Source organism: Bradyrhizobium sp. CCBAU 45389 (assembly GCF_028128625.1).
GTDB lineage: Bacteria > Pseudomonadota > Alphaproteobacteria > Rhizobiales > Xanthobacteraceae > Bradyrhizobium > Bradyrhizobium liaoningense_B.
Genome location: NZ_LBIY01000095.1, coordinates 97108 through 112766, shown reverse-complemented (window position 1 = coordinate 112766; position 15659 = coordinate 97108). Strand labels below are relative to the sequence as shown.

The 15659-nt window shown below is 64.6% G+C and carries 13 protein-coding genes; 8 read left to right on the top strand and 5 right to left on the bottom strand.

Annotated elements, in window-relative coordinates:
- The first annotated feature begins 17 nt into the window (after nt 1-17).
- Complete coding sequence (locus XH79_RS27465) at nt 18-2801, top strand: UPF0182 family membrane protein (RefSeq protein WP_271583632.1); 2784 nt, start codon at nt 18-20, stop codon at nt 2799-2801.
- A gap of 99 nt (nt 2802-2900) precedes the next feature.
- Here XH79_RS27465 and XH79_RS27460 read toward each other — a convergent pair whose 3' ends face one another.
- Nucleotides 2901-3926, bottom strand: a complete 1026-nt coding sequence (locus XH79_RS27460) for an alpha/beta hydrolase (RefSeq protein WP_212342433.1) — start codon at nt 3924-3926, stop codon at nt 2901-2903.
- Between the two features lie 161 nt (nt 3927-4087).
- The gene (locus tag XH79_RS43150) at nt 4088-4804 is read right to left on the bottom strand and encodes a hypothetical protein (RefSeq protein ID WP_333938897.1); all 717 of its coding nucleotides are present in this window, start codon (nt 4802-4804) and stop codon (nt 4088-4090) included.
- A 654-nt stretch (nt 4805-5458) separates the two neighbouring features.
- On the opposite strand from XH79_RS43150, the gene XH79_RS27450 reads away from it, so the two are divergent.
- The 3 genes from XH79_RS27450 to XH79_RS27440 all read left to right on the top strand — a co-directional run bounded on the left by XH79_RS27450 (nt 5459) and on the right by XH79_RS27440 (nt 8828).
- Nucleotides 5459-6949 carry an amidohydrolase family protein gene (locus XH79_RS27450; protein ID WP_271583630.1) on the top strand — a complete coding sequence of 497 codons (1491 nt, stop codon included), beginning with the start codon at nt 5459-5461 and terminating at the stop codon, nt 6947-6949.
- Between the two features lie 3 nt (nt 6950-6952).
- The gene (locus XH79_RS27445) at nt 6953-7882 is read left to right on the top strand and encodes a CobW family GTP-binding protein (RefSeq protein ID WP_271583629.1); all 930 of its coding nucleotides are present in this window, start codon (nt 6953-6955) and stop codon (nt 7880-7882) included.
- Nucleotides 7883-7958: 76 nt separating this feature from the next.
- Complete coding sequence (locus XH79_RS27440) at nt 7959-8828, top strand: urea carboxylase-associated family protein (protein WP_271583628.1); 870 nt, start codon at nt 7959-7961, stop codon at nt 8826-8828.
- 166 nt (nt 8829-8994) lie between these two features.
- On the opposite strand, the gene XH79_RS27435 is transcribed toward XH79_RS27440, so the two are convergent.
- Nucleotides 8995-9372 (bottom strand): tautomerase family protein, encoded by a 378-nt coding sequence (locus XH79_RS27435; protein WP_271583627.1) that lies wholly within the window; start codon nt 9370-9372, stop codon nt 8995-8997.
- A 159-nt stretch (nt 9373-9531) separates the two neighbouring features.
- Between XH79_RS27435 and XH79_RS27430 the strand changes: the two genes are divergently transcribed.
- Entirely contained in the window at nt 9532-10131 is a 600-nt protein-coding gene (locus tag XH79_RS27430; protein ID WP_271583626.1) for a TetR/AcrR family transcriptional regulator, read from the top strand.
- Between the two features lie 3 nt (nt 10132-10134).
- On the opposite strand, the gene XH79_RS27425 is transcribed toward XH79_RS27430, so the two are convergent.
- Both XH79_RS27425 and XH79_RS27420 read right to left on the bottom strand, forming a co-directional pair.
- Nucleotides 10135-10608, bottom strand: coding sequence for a hypothetical protein (locus XH79_RS27425; protein WP_271583625.1), 474 nt, complete (start codon nt 10606-10608; stop codon nt 10135-10137).
- A gap of 11 nt (nt 10609-10619) precedes the next feature.
- Nucleotides 10620-11120: a hypothetical protein gene (locus tag XH79_RS27420; protein WP_212341647.1), complete on the bottom strand. Its 501-nt coding sequence runs from the start codon at nt 11118-11120 to the stop codon at nt 10620-10622.
- Nucleotides 11121-11412: 292 nt separating this feature from the next.
- On the opposite strand from XH79_RS27420, the gene XH79_RS27415 reads away from it, so the two are divergent.
- The 3 genes from XH79_RS27415 (at nt 11413) to XH79_RS27405 (ending at nt 15648) form a co-directional block, all read left to right on the top strand.
- Nucleotides 11413-13095, top strand: a complete 1683-nt coding sequence (locus XH79_RS27415) for a methyl-accepting chemotaxis protein (protein WP_271583624.1) — start codon at nt 11413-11415, stop codon at nt 13093-13095.
- Between the two features lie 12 nt (nt 13096-13107).
- A complete protein-coding gene (locus XH79_RS27410) occupies nt 13108-13779 on the top strand; it encodes an aspartate/glutamate racemase family protein (protein ID WP_271583623.1) in 672 nt (223 codons plus the stop codon).
- Nucleotides 13780-13926: 147 nt separating this feature from the next.
- Nucleotides 13927-15648 (top strand): AMP-binding protein, encoded by a 1722-nt coding sequence (locus XH79_RS27405; RefSeq protein ID WP_271583622.1) that lies wholly within the window; start codon nt 13927-13929, stop codon nt 15646-15648.
- Nucleotides 15649-15659 lie beyond the last annotated feature (11 nt).

Below are 15659 nucleotides of genomic sequence, written 5' to 3'. Positions count from 1 at the left end.
TCCGCTATGATCAAGCCATGACGATCGGGATCACCGGACCCGAACGGAAGGTACCAAGGCAGAGTGCCGTGGTCGGGCTCATTGTTGCGGCCGCTGTCATTGGGATTTGCCTGATCCCGCTCTGGCTCGCGAGCGACTTCCTGGTCGACTGGCTGTGGTTTTCCTCGATCGGCTATCTGCAGGTTTTCTGGACGACAATCGGCGCCAAAGCCGTCGTCTTTCTTGCGGTCTGGACGGGAACCGCCGTCATCCTTTGGTTGAACGGATGGCTCGCACTGCGCTTTGCCCGGCGGCCGTCGACACAGCTAGTCGCCGCTTCGGTGTGGAGCGCCGCGGGCAACGCGCCGCCGGATCTGCTTGCCCTTGTGCGCGACCGGTTGCCGTGGCCCCGGTGGATCGCAGGGGGCGCAGCTTTGCTCGCTCTGCTTGTCGCATCGGCCGAAGTCGGCAACTGGGGCGTCTTCCTGCGGTTTGTCTATCAGCTGCCATACGGCGCAGACGATCCGCTCTACAACAAGGACATCGGGTTCTATCTCTTCTCACTGCCCGCCTATATCCTCATCAAGAACTGGATGATGCTCGCGCTCGTTCTGAGCGCGCTTTTCGCCGCAGCGATCTACTGGGTGCACGGCGATATCGAATACGACATTCATCGCCGATCAATGTCGCCGACGGTGATTGCCCACTGCTCGGCGCTGCTCGGTCTGCTCTTTGCGGTGAAGGCCTGGTCCTATTTTCTCGATCGCTATCTGCTGCTCTACGGCGATAACGGCGTGGTCGTCGGTGCAAGTTACACCGATGTCCACATGGGGCTGCCGGCCTTGTGGCTGATGATCGGACTTTCCGTCATCGCGGCTCTCGCCGCATGGGCAAACCTGCGGGTGCGCACCTACCGGCTTCCTGCCGCCGCGTTCCTGCTTGTCGTGATCGGGTCTTTCGTGCTGTCCGGCGTGGTTCCCGTGCTGTTCCGGCAGTTCTTCGTCAGGCCAAGCGAATTGGAGCTGGAAAGGCCCTATATCGAACGCAACATCGCGCTCACCCGGCAGGCATACAATCTCGATCGGATCGCAGCCAAGCCGTTTGCTGCCGAACAGAAGCTTAGCTCCAAGACGCTCGACGCCAACAAGGCGACAATCGACAATATCAGGCTGTGGGACTGGCAACCCTTGTCGGACACCTACGCGCAACTCCAGGAGATCCGCACCTACTACAAATTCCATCACCTTGACGTTGATCGCTATTGGCTCGATGGCGCCTACCAAAGCGTCATGATCTCGGCCCGCGAACTGGGGGCCTCGCTGCTGCCGCCGAATGCCCAGACATGGGTCAACCGCCACGTGCTGTTCACTCACGGCAATGGCGCGGTGATGAGCCCGGTCACGCGCAAGAGCACCGAGGGACTGCCGCTACTCTATTTGCGGGATATCCCTCCGGTTGCGGATGGAGGCCCCAAGATCCACGAGCCGCGCATCTACTACGGCGAACGAAGCGACGACTACGTCATCGTCAAGGGGAGCACGCCGGAGTTCGACTATCCGAAGGGAAAGGACAATGTTTACGCGGCCTATGACGGTACCGGCGGCGTTCCGATAGGAGCGATGGTGTGGAGAGGCCTGTTCGCTTACTACTTCAACGACCCGAACCTGCTGCTCTCAAGCTACGTCACGGCCGACAGCCGGATCATGATCCGCCGCAATATCGGGGAAAGGGTGCAAACGATCGCTCCGTTCCTCAGGCTCGATCACGATCCATATCTGGTCATCAGCAACGGGCGGATGTTCTGGATGCAGGACGCCTACACGGTGAGTTCCTACTTCCCCTCCGCGCAGCCGGCGCAAGACCAGGATCTCAACTACATCCGCAATTCGGTGAAGGTCACCGTCGATGCCTATAACGGAACCGTCGACTTCTATCTGATGGACACCGGCGATCCCATCGCCGCGACCTGGCGGCGGATTTTTCCGGACTTGTTCAAGCCATTCTCGGTCATGCCGGCCGATCTGCAGAGGCACATTCGCTATCCGGAGGACCTGTTCCTGATTCAGGCGCAGCTCTATCAGAGCTATCACATGGAGGCCGCCGACGTTTTCTATAACCGCGAGGATCTCTGGCAGTTTCCGCGGCAGCCGGGCGGCGGCGGCGTTGCAACGATGGCCCCATATTACATCATCATGCGGCTGCCCGGTGAGCCGCAGGCCGAGTTCTTCCTCATGCTTCCCATGGTGCCCAGCCGCCGCGACAACATGATCGCGTGGCTGGCCGCACGCTGCGACGAGCCCGACTACGGCAAGCTGATTGTCTACGAGTTTCCCAAGGAGAAGCTCGTCTACGGGCCGTTCCAGATCGAGGCGCGAATCAATCAGAGCACCGAGATATCGCAACAGATCACGCTCTGGAATCAGATGGGCTCGCGGGTGATTCGCGGTGCGAACCTGCTTGTGATCCCGATTGAGAACTCGATCCTCTATGTTACGCCACTCTATTTGCGAGCGGAGCACGGACACCTGCCGGAGCTGAAACGCGTGATCGCAGCCTACGGTGAACACGTGGTGATGAAGGAGACGCTCGACGAGGCCTTGTCAGCCCTGTTCACCGAGCCTGGCGCGGTGCAGCCGGTCTCGAGCACGAAGGAGAAAATGCCTGTCACGCGCCCGTCGGAGAGTCAGGCACGGGAGGCGCTCGATCGTTACAATCAGGCGGTGGAGCGATTGAAATCCGGCGACTGGAAGGGTTTTGGCACGCAGTTCGACGCAATGCGAGAGCTTTTGGAGGAGATGAACCGGCGCTCCACCGGCCATTAGTGCGCCGGCTCCTCAAGTCTGGTGCGGCCTCCGATCCGCACGAAACACGACGTCACGATTGCGCAGGCGCTTCTGCATGGCTCGGGCGCGGGCGCCCTCTCACGCCGTCGTGCCGTCGATCGAGCGGCGGATCACCCGCTGCACGTCCGCATTCGACAGAAACAGATCGTGGTTGATGATGCCCCAGCCTTCCTGGGAGGCATCGAGCACGCGCACGCCGAGCCGCGCGATGGCGGCCTTCTCGGCGGCGCCGACCCTGGTCATTCCACCTGCGATCTGGCCCGACAGCGCGAGTGCGCGATCGTTGGTCGCGGCGATCACGGTAATCTTGCCGGCGAGCGGACCGATGCGCTGGATGGCCGATGAGAACACGTCCATGTCGATATCGGGCGCGGCAAACACGACCGCGCCGATCTTGCTCGTGACCGTGTCGCCGTATCGCGCATAGAGCTGACGCAGGCTTTCGAGGGTCAGCATGGTTCCCATGCTGTGCGCAACGATGTGCACGCGGCCTCCGCCTGGCGCCGACACGAGCGCAGAGAGCACGCGCTCGAAATCGTCGCGAGACCACATCGCGCTGTCGCGGTCGTAGGCATAGTCGAACAGTCCGGCCTTGGAGGGCCAAGAGAATGCCATGGTCCGGCCGCGGAACTTGATCCCGTCGGAGAGATGGGCAGCATCCAGCACCGCCGTCTCGAATGTCTGCTTGAAGCCGTGCACATAGATCAGCACGTCCCCTCCGCCGGCCTGCGCAGCGAGATCGCCGGCGTCGGCCGACACCGGTTCGATCCGATCGAGACGCCAATCGCCGAGCCCGACCGAGGCGAGAGAAAGACGGCTCTCGTCCGGGGCGACCAGCCTGGCCCGCGCGACCGTCATGCTCGTCGCGCGCTCCGGCCCAAACCAGGGTTTGGTGCGGCCGCCGTTGACGGGCTTGCGCGTGGTGGTGACGAGCAACGTGGGATCAACGGAGAGGGACGACGCGTCGAAGCGCGCGCCGGTCGCGCCTAAGCCGGCACATCCGCCGAGCGCGAGCGCACTCCCTGCCGACACAAGTCCGCCGAGGAGCACACGGCGCGAAACAGAATGACGGGAGTCGGGTTGCAGAAGACGTCGGACGATCACACGGAACCCCAGGGAACTATGCCCACCGTAAGCCGCCCCGCCCAATTCTCTGAATGACAATGGGGGCGAGAAGACGGCGGAGCAGTGTTGCGGTTGCGTGGACATGGCGTACGCGAGCGTCCGGCGAAGTTCCGGAACCGTGTCCGGGCGCGGACATCAGATCAGCCGACGATTTCGATCTCATGCAGCGCGCACCACTCGCGCAACGCCCGCTCCGTGGCTTTCGCCTGGAACGCATGCCAGCGATCGATCGCGCCACGTCTGGCGAGCAGCGCTTCGAATTTCGGATAGGCGCCTCGCTTGCCGAAGAAATAACGGACGTCGTCGAAATCGTCCGGCAGGAATTCGTGGGCAAAATCGAGCACCAGCGGCTTGCCCAGGCCGAGTCCGCGCTTGTCCGGGAGCGGGATGTATTTGGCCTCATCCTCGATGTCATCAGGCAGCTCCTCGTCGAAATCTTCTGAATCCAGGCCCTCGGTCTGATGGTAGATCTTTCCGGTCTGTCTGCACACGAAGGCACGAAGCTCCGCCACGTCGACCTCGGTGTTGGCGAATTCGAAGGCTTCGGTAATGTCCGCGAAGCTCACTGGCATGGTGTTGTCCCTCAACGCCAAAATACGGCAATACGCTGATACTGTAACAGGGGGAGAGCCCCTCGATCGCGAACTGCCCGTCGGGCAAAACACCCGTGTCACTGTCAACCCCTCGCCACAAAAATATTCCACTTTACCGAAATTCTGATTTGCCGTATGTGTCGCCCATCCCAGCCCACCAAAGGGGCGGTCGTACGTCGTTTCGAGCGCGGGCGGGTTGCGGTGGACGCGGGCGGCGTTAAAGGCGGACCGTAGCGTGCAGGGCGAGATGAACCTCGTGAGCATGGTGCGGACCGCAAAGACGGACGGCGCTCAAGCTTGTGGAGCCTTTGACGGAGCAGGGCCGTGCCCTGCGAAGCCTCTTGGCGAAGCAAGGTCAGTCCGCGTACGGCGAAACCGTGTGGTCCTGGCCGTCGTTGCTACGGTCAAGCCTTGGCGAACGCGTCATTGCGTCAACCGGCGCGGTGCCGTGACTTTCGCGGAGGCGAGGGAGGCCAGAAGGAACTCGGCTCCCGGGAGAGTGCGGCATAGGCCGTCAAACCATCGCGCAGGGAAGGCCTGGTTTCGGCTGCCCTGTGTCTCCCCTGTGCATTGCGTGTGCATTCGTTCAGCGCAGGGGTCTTATGGGTGCCAGCCGGCGCCCGGCCTTCCCTGCGCCCTTTCTTCTCAGAGGGTGTGAAGCGGAGCATAGCTCGGGCAAATCCTGCCGCGAGGATGCGCGCGTATGCCGATTGGACCGGCGCATTGCCGCAGCGGCGTTGTTGCGCTCCGGTCCCGATACACGCCCTGCGTTCATCGGCCTCACGTGCAAGCATGCTGCATCGGCTTCAGTGGAGGTGGTCGTTCTCCCCAGAATCTGCACTATGCGCGCCGACGTGCCTCCGGAGCTGCTGCCGGTCCTTTGGAGGTTTTTTGCAATGGCTTTTTCGGAGTGACGAGATGAGCGGTTTGATGATCAGCGGCGGCCGGGTGGTGGATCCCGCGAGCGGGATGGATGCCGTCGGCGACGTGGCGGTGGTGGACGGCAAGATCGCTGCCGTCGGCACGGGTCTTGGCGGCGCCGACCGGGTGATCGACGCCTCCGGTCTCGTGGTCGCGCCCGGCTTCATCGATCTGCACGCCCACGGCCAGTCGATCCCGGCCGACCGCATGCAGGCTTTTGACGGCGTCACGACGACGCTCGATCTCGAGGCCGGCGTGCTGCCGGTCGGGTCCTGGTATGAGCGCCAGGCGCGAAAGGGCCGCGTGCTGAACTATGGCGCCGCCACCAACTGGGCCTTTGCCCGCATCGGCGCGATGACGGGCTCGAATGCGGAGAGCTCGCTGGAGGCGTTCGGCAATGCCATGCGCGATCGCCGCTGGATGGACAATGTCGCAACCGATGCGGAGGTATCAGGCATCCTCGAGCGCCTTACCCGCGGCCTGAACGAAGGCGGCATCGGCATCGGCATTTTGAACGCCTATGCGCCGGGCGCCGGCGTGCAGGAGCTGACCGCGGTTTGCCAGCTCGCCGCGAAGCAGGACGTGCCGACCTTCACCCACGTCGCCTTCATGTCGCGCATCGATCCTGAAAGCGCGGTCGAAGCCTATATCCGCCTGATCGGCTATGCCGGCGCCACCGGCGCGCATATGCACATCTGCCATTTCAACTCGTCGAGCAAGACCGACATCGCGCGCTGCCGCGTGCTGGTCGAGAAGGCGCAGGCGCAGGGACTGCCGATCACGGTCGAGGCCTATCCCTACGGCACCGGCTCGACTGTGCTGGCCGCCGCCTTCTTCAGCGATCCAAAATTCGTCGAGCGCAACGGCACCGGCTATGATTCCGTGCAGCGCGTGACCGACGGCCACCGTTTCCACGACCGCGAGGAGCTGCTCAAGGCGCAGGCCGAAGAGCCGTCCTCGCTGGTGCTCTGGCACATCCTCGACACCGAGCACAATGCGCATCACCGCGACCTGCTCGACCTGTCGGTGCTCTATCCCGGCGGCGCCATCGCGTCCGACGCGATGCCGTGGACGACCTCGGACGGCAAGACCTACACCGGCGACGCCTGGCCGCTGCCGGATGACGCCACCTCGCATCCGCGCTCGGCCGGCTGCTTCACGAAATTCATCCGTGAATGGGTGCGCGAGCGCAAAGCCGTGTCGCTGCTCGAAGGCGTGCGCAAATGCGCGCTGATCCCCGCGGAGATCCTGTCGCAGAGCACGCCCGCGATGCGCGCCAAGGGCCGGCTCACGAAAGACGCGGATGCCGATATTGTCGTGTTCGATTACGAGAAGCTCTCGGACCGTGCGACCTTCACGGCGATGAACCGTCCCTCCGAAGGCGTGCGGCATTTGATCGTCAGCGGCCAGCCGCTGATCAGCGACGGCATTATGGATGTGGCTGCGCGGCCGGGAAAGCCGGTGCGGCGGCCCGTCGTGGAGAGCTGAGCCATGCCGGTCCCGGTGCTCCTGGTGACGGGTTTCCTCGGGGCCGGCAAGACCACGGTCGTGAACCATCTGCTGGCGCATGCGGGTGGCCGGCGGATCGCCGCCGTGGTCAACGATTTCGGCGCCATCAACATCGATGCGGAGCTGATCGCGGGCGCGAGCGACGGCGTGGTCAGCCTTGCCGATGGCTGCATTTGCTGCTCGCTCGAAGGCGATCTGCTGCGCACGCTTGCGACGCTGCTGCGGCGCGATCCCAGGCCTGAGTACATCGTCATCGAGACCAGCGGTGTCGCCGATCCCGCCGACATCGTGCGCAATCTGATGGACCCGGTGATCCTGCGCGAGGCGCCGCTGGAAACGGTGCTCTGCGTGATCGACGCGGGGACGCCGCCATCGCGCCTGGATGACGCGCTGCTGCGGTCGCAGCTGCGCGTTGCCGATATCGTGGCGCTGAGCAAGCTGGATCTGGCGGAGGAAGGCGCAGCCGGACGGATGCGCGAAGCCATCCGCGCGCTGCGCGTCCCCGCGGTGGTGGTCGAGGCGAACCACGGCGAGATTCCGTCCGCGCTGCTGTTTCCCGCGACCGCCGACCGCGCACCCGCACCGCGCGAGCCGGGACCGAAACGGCCGGCAGAGGAGCGCTTCGAGACGCTGAGCTGGATCTCCGATCACCCGATCTCGCTGCCGCGCCTGCAGCAGGCCATCGGCCGGCTCGCACCAAAGCTTGCCCGCGCCAAAGGCCTGTTCGAGACCGTCGAGCAGCCCGGACGCCAGATGGTGTTCCAGTTCGCCGGCGGCCGCGCGACGCTCGCGCCGGGCGAGGCGCCGCCGGCAGGCGTACCGCGAACGCGCATCGTCTTCATCGCCGAGCTTGGAGTGCTCTCGCAGGCCGAGCTCGATCGAATCATGGAAGCGTGCGTTGCCGGCGGCTGAGGCGAGGCGGTAGGGTCAGCCGCTTCCGCCGTCAGTCACCGCCCCTCCTTTTGCTGCGTCGATCCGAGACTGAACAATGTCCCCAAATATCCCAACCGCCCCCGCTGATGCCGCCTCGCGCCGCGCTGCCAAGCCGGCCATCGTCTATCCGGCCGGGACGATGCCCGGGCCGGATATGGCCACGCTCGAAGCAGCCCGCCGTGCGGCGATCAAGACGCACGAGCTCATCGTGCCGCCACGCGATGCCCGTGCCTTTCGCGTGGCGCGCGGCCAGTTCTTCCGCATCGTCAGCATCGAAGGCCCTCAGGTCGGCGACCTCAATCTCTGGAACGCGGACGACCTCTCCGAGCGCTTCTTCAGCGGCGAGACCCGGGCGCTCCATGGCACGCATGTCGGCATCGGTAACCGGCTCTGGAGCAATATGCCCTATCTTCGGCCGATGGCGACCATCAGTCACGATACGCTCGGCTGGTACGGCTTCGACGCGGACGGCGCCGGCATTCACGATGTGATCGGCACGCGCTGTGATCCCTATACAAATCTCCTGTTGAACGGCACGGCTTACGATTTTTGCTGCCACTCCAACCTGTCGCGTGCGCTGGCGACCGAACTGAAGATGGAGCCGAATGCGGTGGAGCATCATGTCCACGACGTGCTCAACGTCTTCATGTGCACCGGCTTCACCAGGGACACGCACCAATATTTCATGAAGGCAAGTCCGGTCCGCCCCGGCGACTTCATCGAGTTTTTCGCGGAGATCGACCTGCTCGGCGCATTATCAGCCTGTCCCGGTGGAGACTGCAGCGCAACCCATTCCAGCGATGCCGCGGCGTGCCATCCGCTCAAGATCGAAATCTTCGAGCCGGATCGAACGGCACTGAAGGGCTGGACCTGGCCCTCGCCGAGTGCTTATCACCGTCACCACGGTGCGCATGCGGGAAGCTGAATCGCAGTCCTCGACCGGCAATCCGTCGCCGTGCACATACCACGCCGCGCGGGACGTCCACTGCACATGCCGATCCGGCGTCGCACCCAGTGGCTCGTCGAACGCGCCGGCGTGGATGATCGCCTCGCGCCCGCTGCGCGTGAGGTGCGGCATCGGGCTTGCACGGTCACGCGAATTGCGCGATGCCGTGCCCGACCGACCAGTTCTCCTTGGGCGCGTCGAGCACGTTCACGAACACGTCCTCGGGCCGGATGCCCGGGTTTTCGCCGAGCAGCTCGGCGATCCGCCGGTACAGCGCCTTCTTCTGCTCGGGCGTGCGCGAGGCGAATACCGTGATCTGGATCAGCACGGCGTCCTCGCTGCGGTTGACGCCGTAGGCATTGCCGCAGCGGAAGTTCGCGGGCGCAAGCTCGCTGATCGTCATGAACTCGTCGCCATCGGGGACGTTCAGCGCCTCGCGCATGGCGCGGTAGAGACTGTCGAGGATTGCCGTGCGGTAGGCTTCCGGCTTTCCGGCGCGCATCGAGATGTGGAGAAGAGGCATCGTACGTCCCTTTGCATGCGGGCCCGATCGGCCAGGCGCATCATCCGCGCCGGCCGTCGGCTTATTGACGAAACGGGATATCAATCCCAATTTGTTTTTGACACTGTGTCGAGAAACCACGTTCTTGACGCTGTGTCAAATACTTTGGAGGAGCAGAGTTTGAGGCCGCGCGAGTTCGACCATGACGATGTCCTGCGCATCGCGTTCGACCAGTTCTGGCGCAAGGGCGTCCGCGGCACCTCGCTCTCGGACATCGCGCGTGACGCCGGTGTCCAGCGCGGCAGCCTCTACAACGCCTTCGGCAGCAAGGAAGCGCTGTTCCTGCAGGCCTATGAGCGCTACGCGGGTGATTATCTGCTTGCCCTGCAAAAGGCGCTCGGTACAGGCAGTTTGCGCAAACGCCTCACCGCGTTCTTCGACCTCACGATCACCAATTTCCGTTCCGGCTCGCCGCCGCGGGGATGTCCGACCACGCGCGGCCTGATGGAGCTCGGCGCGGCGGAAGGCGAAGGTTTGGATGAAGCGGCGCGCCAGGCCTTTGCGAGTCTCGTCTCTCGGATCACCGCGCTGGTTCAGGACACCTTGTCGGCGGGCGCCAAGCGTGGCGAGTTCAACGGCAATTCCGCGGCCGCAGCGCTGCACATCATCACGGTGACGCGAGGCCTCGCCGTGCTCGAACGCGCCTATGGCGACGAAGCCCAGCTGCGCAAGATCGCCAGCCACACCATCGATCTCGTGCTCGACAAGAAGGGAAGTTAGGTCTCAGCAGCAGGCCAGCGCGTTGACAGCCCGCGTTGTCGCAATCTCGTTCTCGTTGCCGACGAACTGGCAGACCACGGACTCGAGCTCGCCCGGCTGCTTGTTACGTGCGACCGCCAGCAGTCTCATCAGCTCCGCCTCGTCCTTCGACAGGCGCTTGCAGGACGGCGGCATGAAGCACAGCTCGCAGGGCCGGCCGCTGCGCAGAACCCTGACCAGCGCAGCTGCGCGCGCGACCAGCAGCGGGCTGTCGGAAATTCCCGGTGCTTCGTCGGCGAAGCGATAGGCGGCCTCCCAGCAATCCGATGCGCCGGTCGCATAGGCCGCTCCAATGAAGCGGAACAGCGACAGCGCGACCCGGGAAAACTGGTCGTAGCTTTCGACGCAGGGTCGGGTCGCGAGCGCGGCTTGCAGCGGACAGAGCCGCGACGGACCGGCTTCCGGGCTCGCCGCAGAATCGCAAATGGCCTGCATCATGAACGCTTCCGTCAATGCAATGTGGGGCTGCCTACGAGCCAGCTCTTCATCGCCATCATCCGGTCATGGTCGCGCGAGGAGACGTGCCGGTCGGGCAGGATGAGGCCGGCCATGCGGAAGATCGTCGCTAGGCCCCGCACCGGCGCCAGCGCCCAATCCGCGCCCACCGGCGGCAGCCAGCACTCGAACTGCTCGCGCGCGACATCGTCGCGCTCTTTCTGCGCGGCGGCGATCGCCCGCAAGATTCCGCATTCGCTCTCCGACATGCGCGGGCAGGTGGGGCAGTGCACCTCGATCGCCGTATGCGCCGTGCAGGCGAAGATCTCGATGATGGATTCCAGCGACGGCACGGCGTCGCCGACGCGAAAGTGGTCATACACCTGCTGGATGTCGGCCGCGGTCGGAACGGCGCGGCCGCTTCGCGCCTTGGCACGAAATCCCCAGACGAAGAGCCGCTCCGCTGCGGTCAGCGCGGGCAGCTCGAGGGGTTTTGCGTATGTCGATTGATGCATGGAGCCTCTGGCCTCCGGCGGCGCGCAACGCTTTGGCTGGCGCTGATGATCTGCGCCGATCGTTCGGCCAGAGGCTCCGCCAAGTCAACGCTTCGAGGGGCGATGTCGAGGTCTTCTAGATTTGAACAGCTTGAATTTCCGCACGGCCAGCCCGGCCCGCAAAGCCGTACGCAGCATGCCGGCGGCCGGCCCTCCGCAATCGCGCGGGCTTTCGGGAACCCGAATGCTTAAAGCTTTGCTAAGGGGCACGGGATAAACTTGCATATCAGCCTTCCAATTCTTGCGAGTCCCGATGATTTTCTCCCGTATCAGTTTCAAGCTGGTCCTCATTGTCGGCATCAGCCTGCTCGGCATGATCGCACTGGCGCCGATCGCGCTTTCGACCTTGCGCGCGCAGATGATCGCCGATCGCCAGGCCAAGACGCAGCATATGGTCGATATCGGCTACGGCATCCTGGCCCATTTCCAGAAGCTCGAGAGCGAAGGCAAACTGCCGCGCGAGCAGGCCCAGGCCGCCGCGATGGCCGAGATCAAGAGCCTGCGTTACGACAAGGTCGAGTATTTCTGGATCAACGACATGACCCCCAAAATGGTCATGCACCCGATCAAGCCCGAGCTCGACGGCAAGGATCTCTCCGGGATGAAGGATCCCGCCGGCAATGCGCTGTTCATGGGCTTCGTTGACGTCGTCAACAAGCAGGGCGCGGGCTTCTACGGCTATCTCTGGCCGAAGCCCGGCTTCGACCAGCCGGTCGGAAAAATCTCCTATGTGAAGGGCTTTGCGCCCTGGGGCTGGATCATCGGCACCGGCATCTATCTCGACGACGTCGATGCCGTGTTCCGCCAGAACGCGATGACGTTCGCCTACATCTGTCTGGCCGTGCTGGTCGTGGTGCTCGGCGCCTCGTTCCTGATCGGCCGCAGCGTCACGAGGCCGCTGGCAAAAATCACCGCGCTGACCGAGCGCCTTGCCGCCGGCGACAGCGCGTTCGACGTGCCCTACACCGATCGTCGCGACGAGGTCGGCGGGCTCGCCAAGGCGCTCGCCGTGTTCAAGGACAATGCATCGGCGGTGCAGCAGATGCATGCCGAGCAGGACGAGCTGAAGCGCAAGGCCGATGGCGAGAAGCGCAAGGCGATGGCCGATCTCGCCGGCAAGTTCGAGGCGAGCGTCCAGGCCGTCGTCCGCGACGTCTTCAACGAGGCGCGCGAGATGCAGCAGGCCGCCCAAGGCATGTCGGAGACCGCGAACAAGGCGACCGACCGTGCGAGCTTCGTCGCGACCGCCTGCCAGCAGGCCTCGGCCAACGTGCAGACGGTGGCGTCCGCCGCCGGCCAGCTGTCGTCCTCGATCACCGAGATCAGCCAGCGCGTCGCGCAGGCCGCATCAGTGGCCGACAAGGCCGCCGCCGACGGTCAGCGCACCAACGATACCGTGCAGGGCCTTGCCGCCGCCGCGCACAAGATCGGCGAGGTCATCGACCTCATCAACCAGATCGCCTCGCAGACCAATCTGCTCGCACTCAACGCCACCATCGAGGCGGCGCGTGCGGGCGAGGCCGGCAAGGGCTTTGCGGTGGTCGCAAGCGAAGTGAAGTCGCTGGCGAGCCAGACCGCCAAGGCGACCGACGAGATCGGCGCGCAGATCACGGCGATCCAGGCCGAGACCAACGAGGTGGTCGGCAACATCGACAGCATCCGCAAGACCATCATGGAGGTCAACGAGATCTCCTCGTCGATCGCGGCCGCTGTCGAGGAGCAGGGCGCCGCGACGCAGGCGATCGCGCACAGCGTGCAGGAGGCGGCCTCCGGCACCGACCAGGTCTCGCAAAACATCTCCGGCGTCACCGATGCGACCGCCGAGACCGGCCAGGCCGCCGGCCTCGTGCTGCAATCGAGCGGCCGCCTGACGCGGAAGCTGCAATCGCTTCAGGACGAGGTCAGCGCCTTCGTTGCGGGGGTGCGGGCGGCCTAGTATAGACGGAGGATGGGCCAAAACTTCGAACGGCGTGCGCGCATCCTCCTGATCAATCCGAACAGCAATGAGGCGACCACCGCGATGATGGTGGCGATCGCCAGGTCGGCCGCCGCCGATGGCTTCGACATTGTCGGTGCCACGGCAACTCGGGCGCCCTTGATGATCGTCTCGGCGGATGCCCTGGAGGCGGCCGCGTCGGAGGTCGAGGAGATCGCGCGTGCTCGCGGCTCTGAGTGCGACGGTATCATCGTGTCGGCATTCGGTGATCCCGGTCTCGCCGGGATCAAGGCCGCGATGAAGCTGCCTGCCGTCGGCATCGGCGAATCCGCGATGCTGGAGGCAGCCGAGAACGGTCGCCGGTTCGGCGTGGCGACCACGACGCCGCTGCTGAAAGGGAAGATCGATGCGTTGCCCGATACGCTGGGGTTGCGTGCGCTCTACACCGGCACACGCTTTGCCGACGGCGATCCGCAAGAGCTCATGCGCGATCCGGCGCAGCTGCGCGCGGCTCTCGCCGCTGCGGTCGAGGCCTGCATTGCGCAGGACGGGGCGGAAGCGGTGATCATCGGCGGTGGGCCGCTGGGTGAAGCGGCACGCGAGCTTCAGCCGATGTTCACCGTGCCGGTCGTCGCGCCGATCCCGTCCGCCGCGCGGCGGATCATTCGTCTCGTCACGGCGTAGCGTGATTTTTCCGCGCCGCGGCATCGGCCGTGCTGCGGAAAACTGTTTTCCTTGACATCAACTCTGCCGTGCTCGACCTGTAACGAGGTCGAGCGACGGCACGTTGCGTGCCGTCGCGAAAAGAACAAGCAGCACGGGACGGACGCCATGAGTGCAGGCCTCAACGAGAAGGACTACCTCGCCACCTTGCGCGGCCTGTGGGACAAGGCCTGGCCGAAGGGCATGCCGCGCTCCCCGAACTATCTGCATGGCGAAGTTCCCCTGACGGAATATCTGCGCGCCTGGGCCAAGCACAGTCCCGCGCGACCTGCGGTGATCTTCTACGGGCATGTCACCACCTACGCCGATCTCGATCAGCAGAGCGATCGCTTTGCCGCGCTGCTGCAGGCCAAGGGCGTACGCAAGGGCGATCGCGTCGCCGTCTTCCTGCCGAACTGCCCGCAATTCCACATCGTGTTCTTCGGCATCTTGAAGCTCGGCGCGGTCCACGTCCCCGTCAGCCCGCTGTCGCGCGCGTTCGAGCTGTCCTACGAGCTCAACGACACCCAGGCCGAAGTGATCGTGGCGCTGGACCAGCTCATTCCCGTCGTCGAGCAGGTGAAAGGCGAGGTGTGGCTGCGCGAGATCATCGTCACCAGCTTTGCCGATGTGGTGCCGGCTGCGCCGGCGTTCCCCGCGCCGGACTCGATTCGCGGGCCGCGCGTCGCGGTCCCGGGCACGACCGATCTGCTGCCGGCGCTTGCGGCGATGTCGGCGCCGACGCCGCTGCCGCCGCCCAGCCTCGATGATGTCGCCGCGCTCAACTACACGGGCGGCACCACCGGCATGCCCAAGGGCTGCGTCCATACTCATCGCGACATGGTCTATACGGCCGCCGCCAATTACGGCATCTCGGTGCTGTCGGACGAGAGCAGCGTGTTCCTGTCGTTCTTCCCTGAGTTCTGGATCGCGGGCGAAAACTTCGGCCTGATCTTCCCGCTATTCTCCGGCGCGACGCTGGTCCTGCTCGCGCGCTGGGACGCCGTCGGCGCGATGGCCGCCATCGACAAATACAAGGTCACCATCACGGCGATGCCGGTGGACGGCGCGGTCGAACTGATGGACCATCCGCGCTGGAGCGAGTTCGACCTGTCGTCGTTGAAGCAGGTGCGTGTCGTCTCCTTCGTCAAGAAGCTCAACGCCGATTACCGCAACCGCTGGAAGGACCTTACCGGCACGATCCTGATGGAGGCGGCCTGGGGCATGACGGAGACCCACACCTCCAACACGTTTACCGCCGGATTCCAGGATGACGATTTCGATCTCAACAACCAGCCGATCTTCGTCGGCCTGCCGGTCCCCGGCGCCGAGTTCAAGATCACCGATTTCGAAACCGGCGCGCTGCTGCCGCTCGGCGCCGAAGGCGAGATTCGCGTGCGCACGCCGTCGCTGCTCAAGAGCTACTGGAACAAGCCGGAGGCGACCGCGGAGTCGCTGATCGACGGGTGGCTGCGCACCGGCGACATCGGCACCATCGACAAGGACGGCTTTTTGCACTTCCTCGGCCGCCGCAAGGAGATGCTCAAGGTCAAGGGCATGAGCGTATTCCCGCCGGAAATCGAGGCGCTGCTCGGGCAACATCCGAAGGTGCTGGGCTCGGGCGTGGTCGGGCGCGACGATCCCGACAAGGGCCAGGTGCCGGTGGCCTATATCCAGCTCAAGCCGGAGGCGGTCGGCACCATCTCCGCCGAGGATTTGCGCGCCTGGTGTGCCGAGCGCATGGCCGTCTACAAGGTCCCGGAAGTGCGTATTATCGATGCCCTGCCGCTGACGGCGACGGGCAAGGTGAAGAAGCAGGACCTCAACGCAAATCTTCCTGCTGCTGTCTGAGTGAGAGAGAC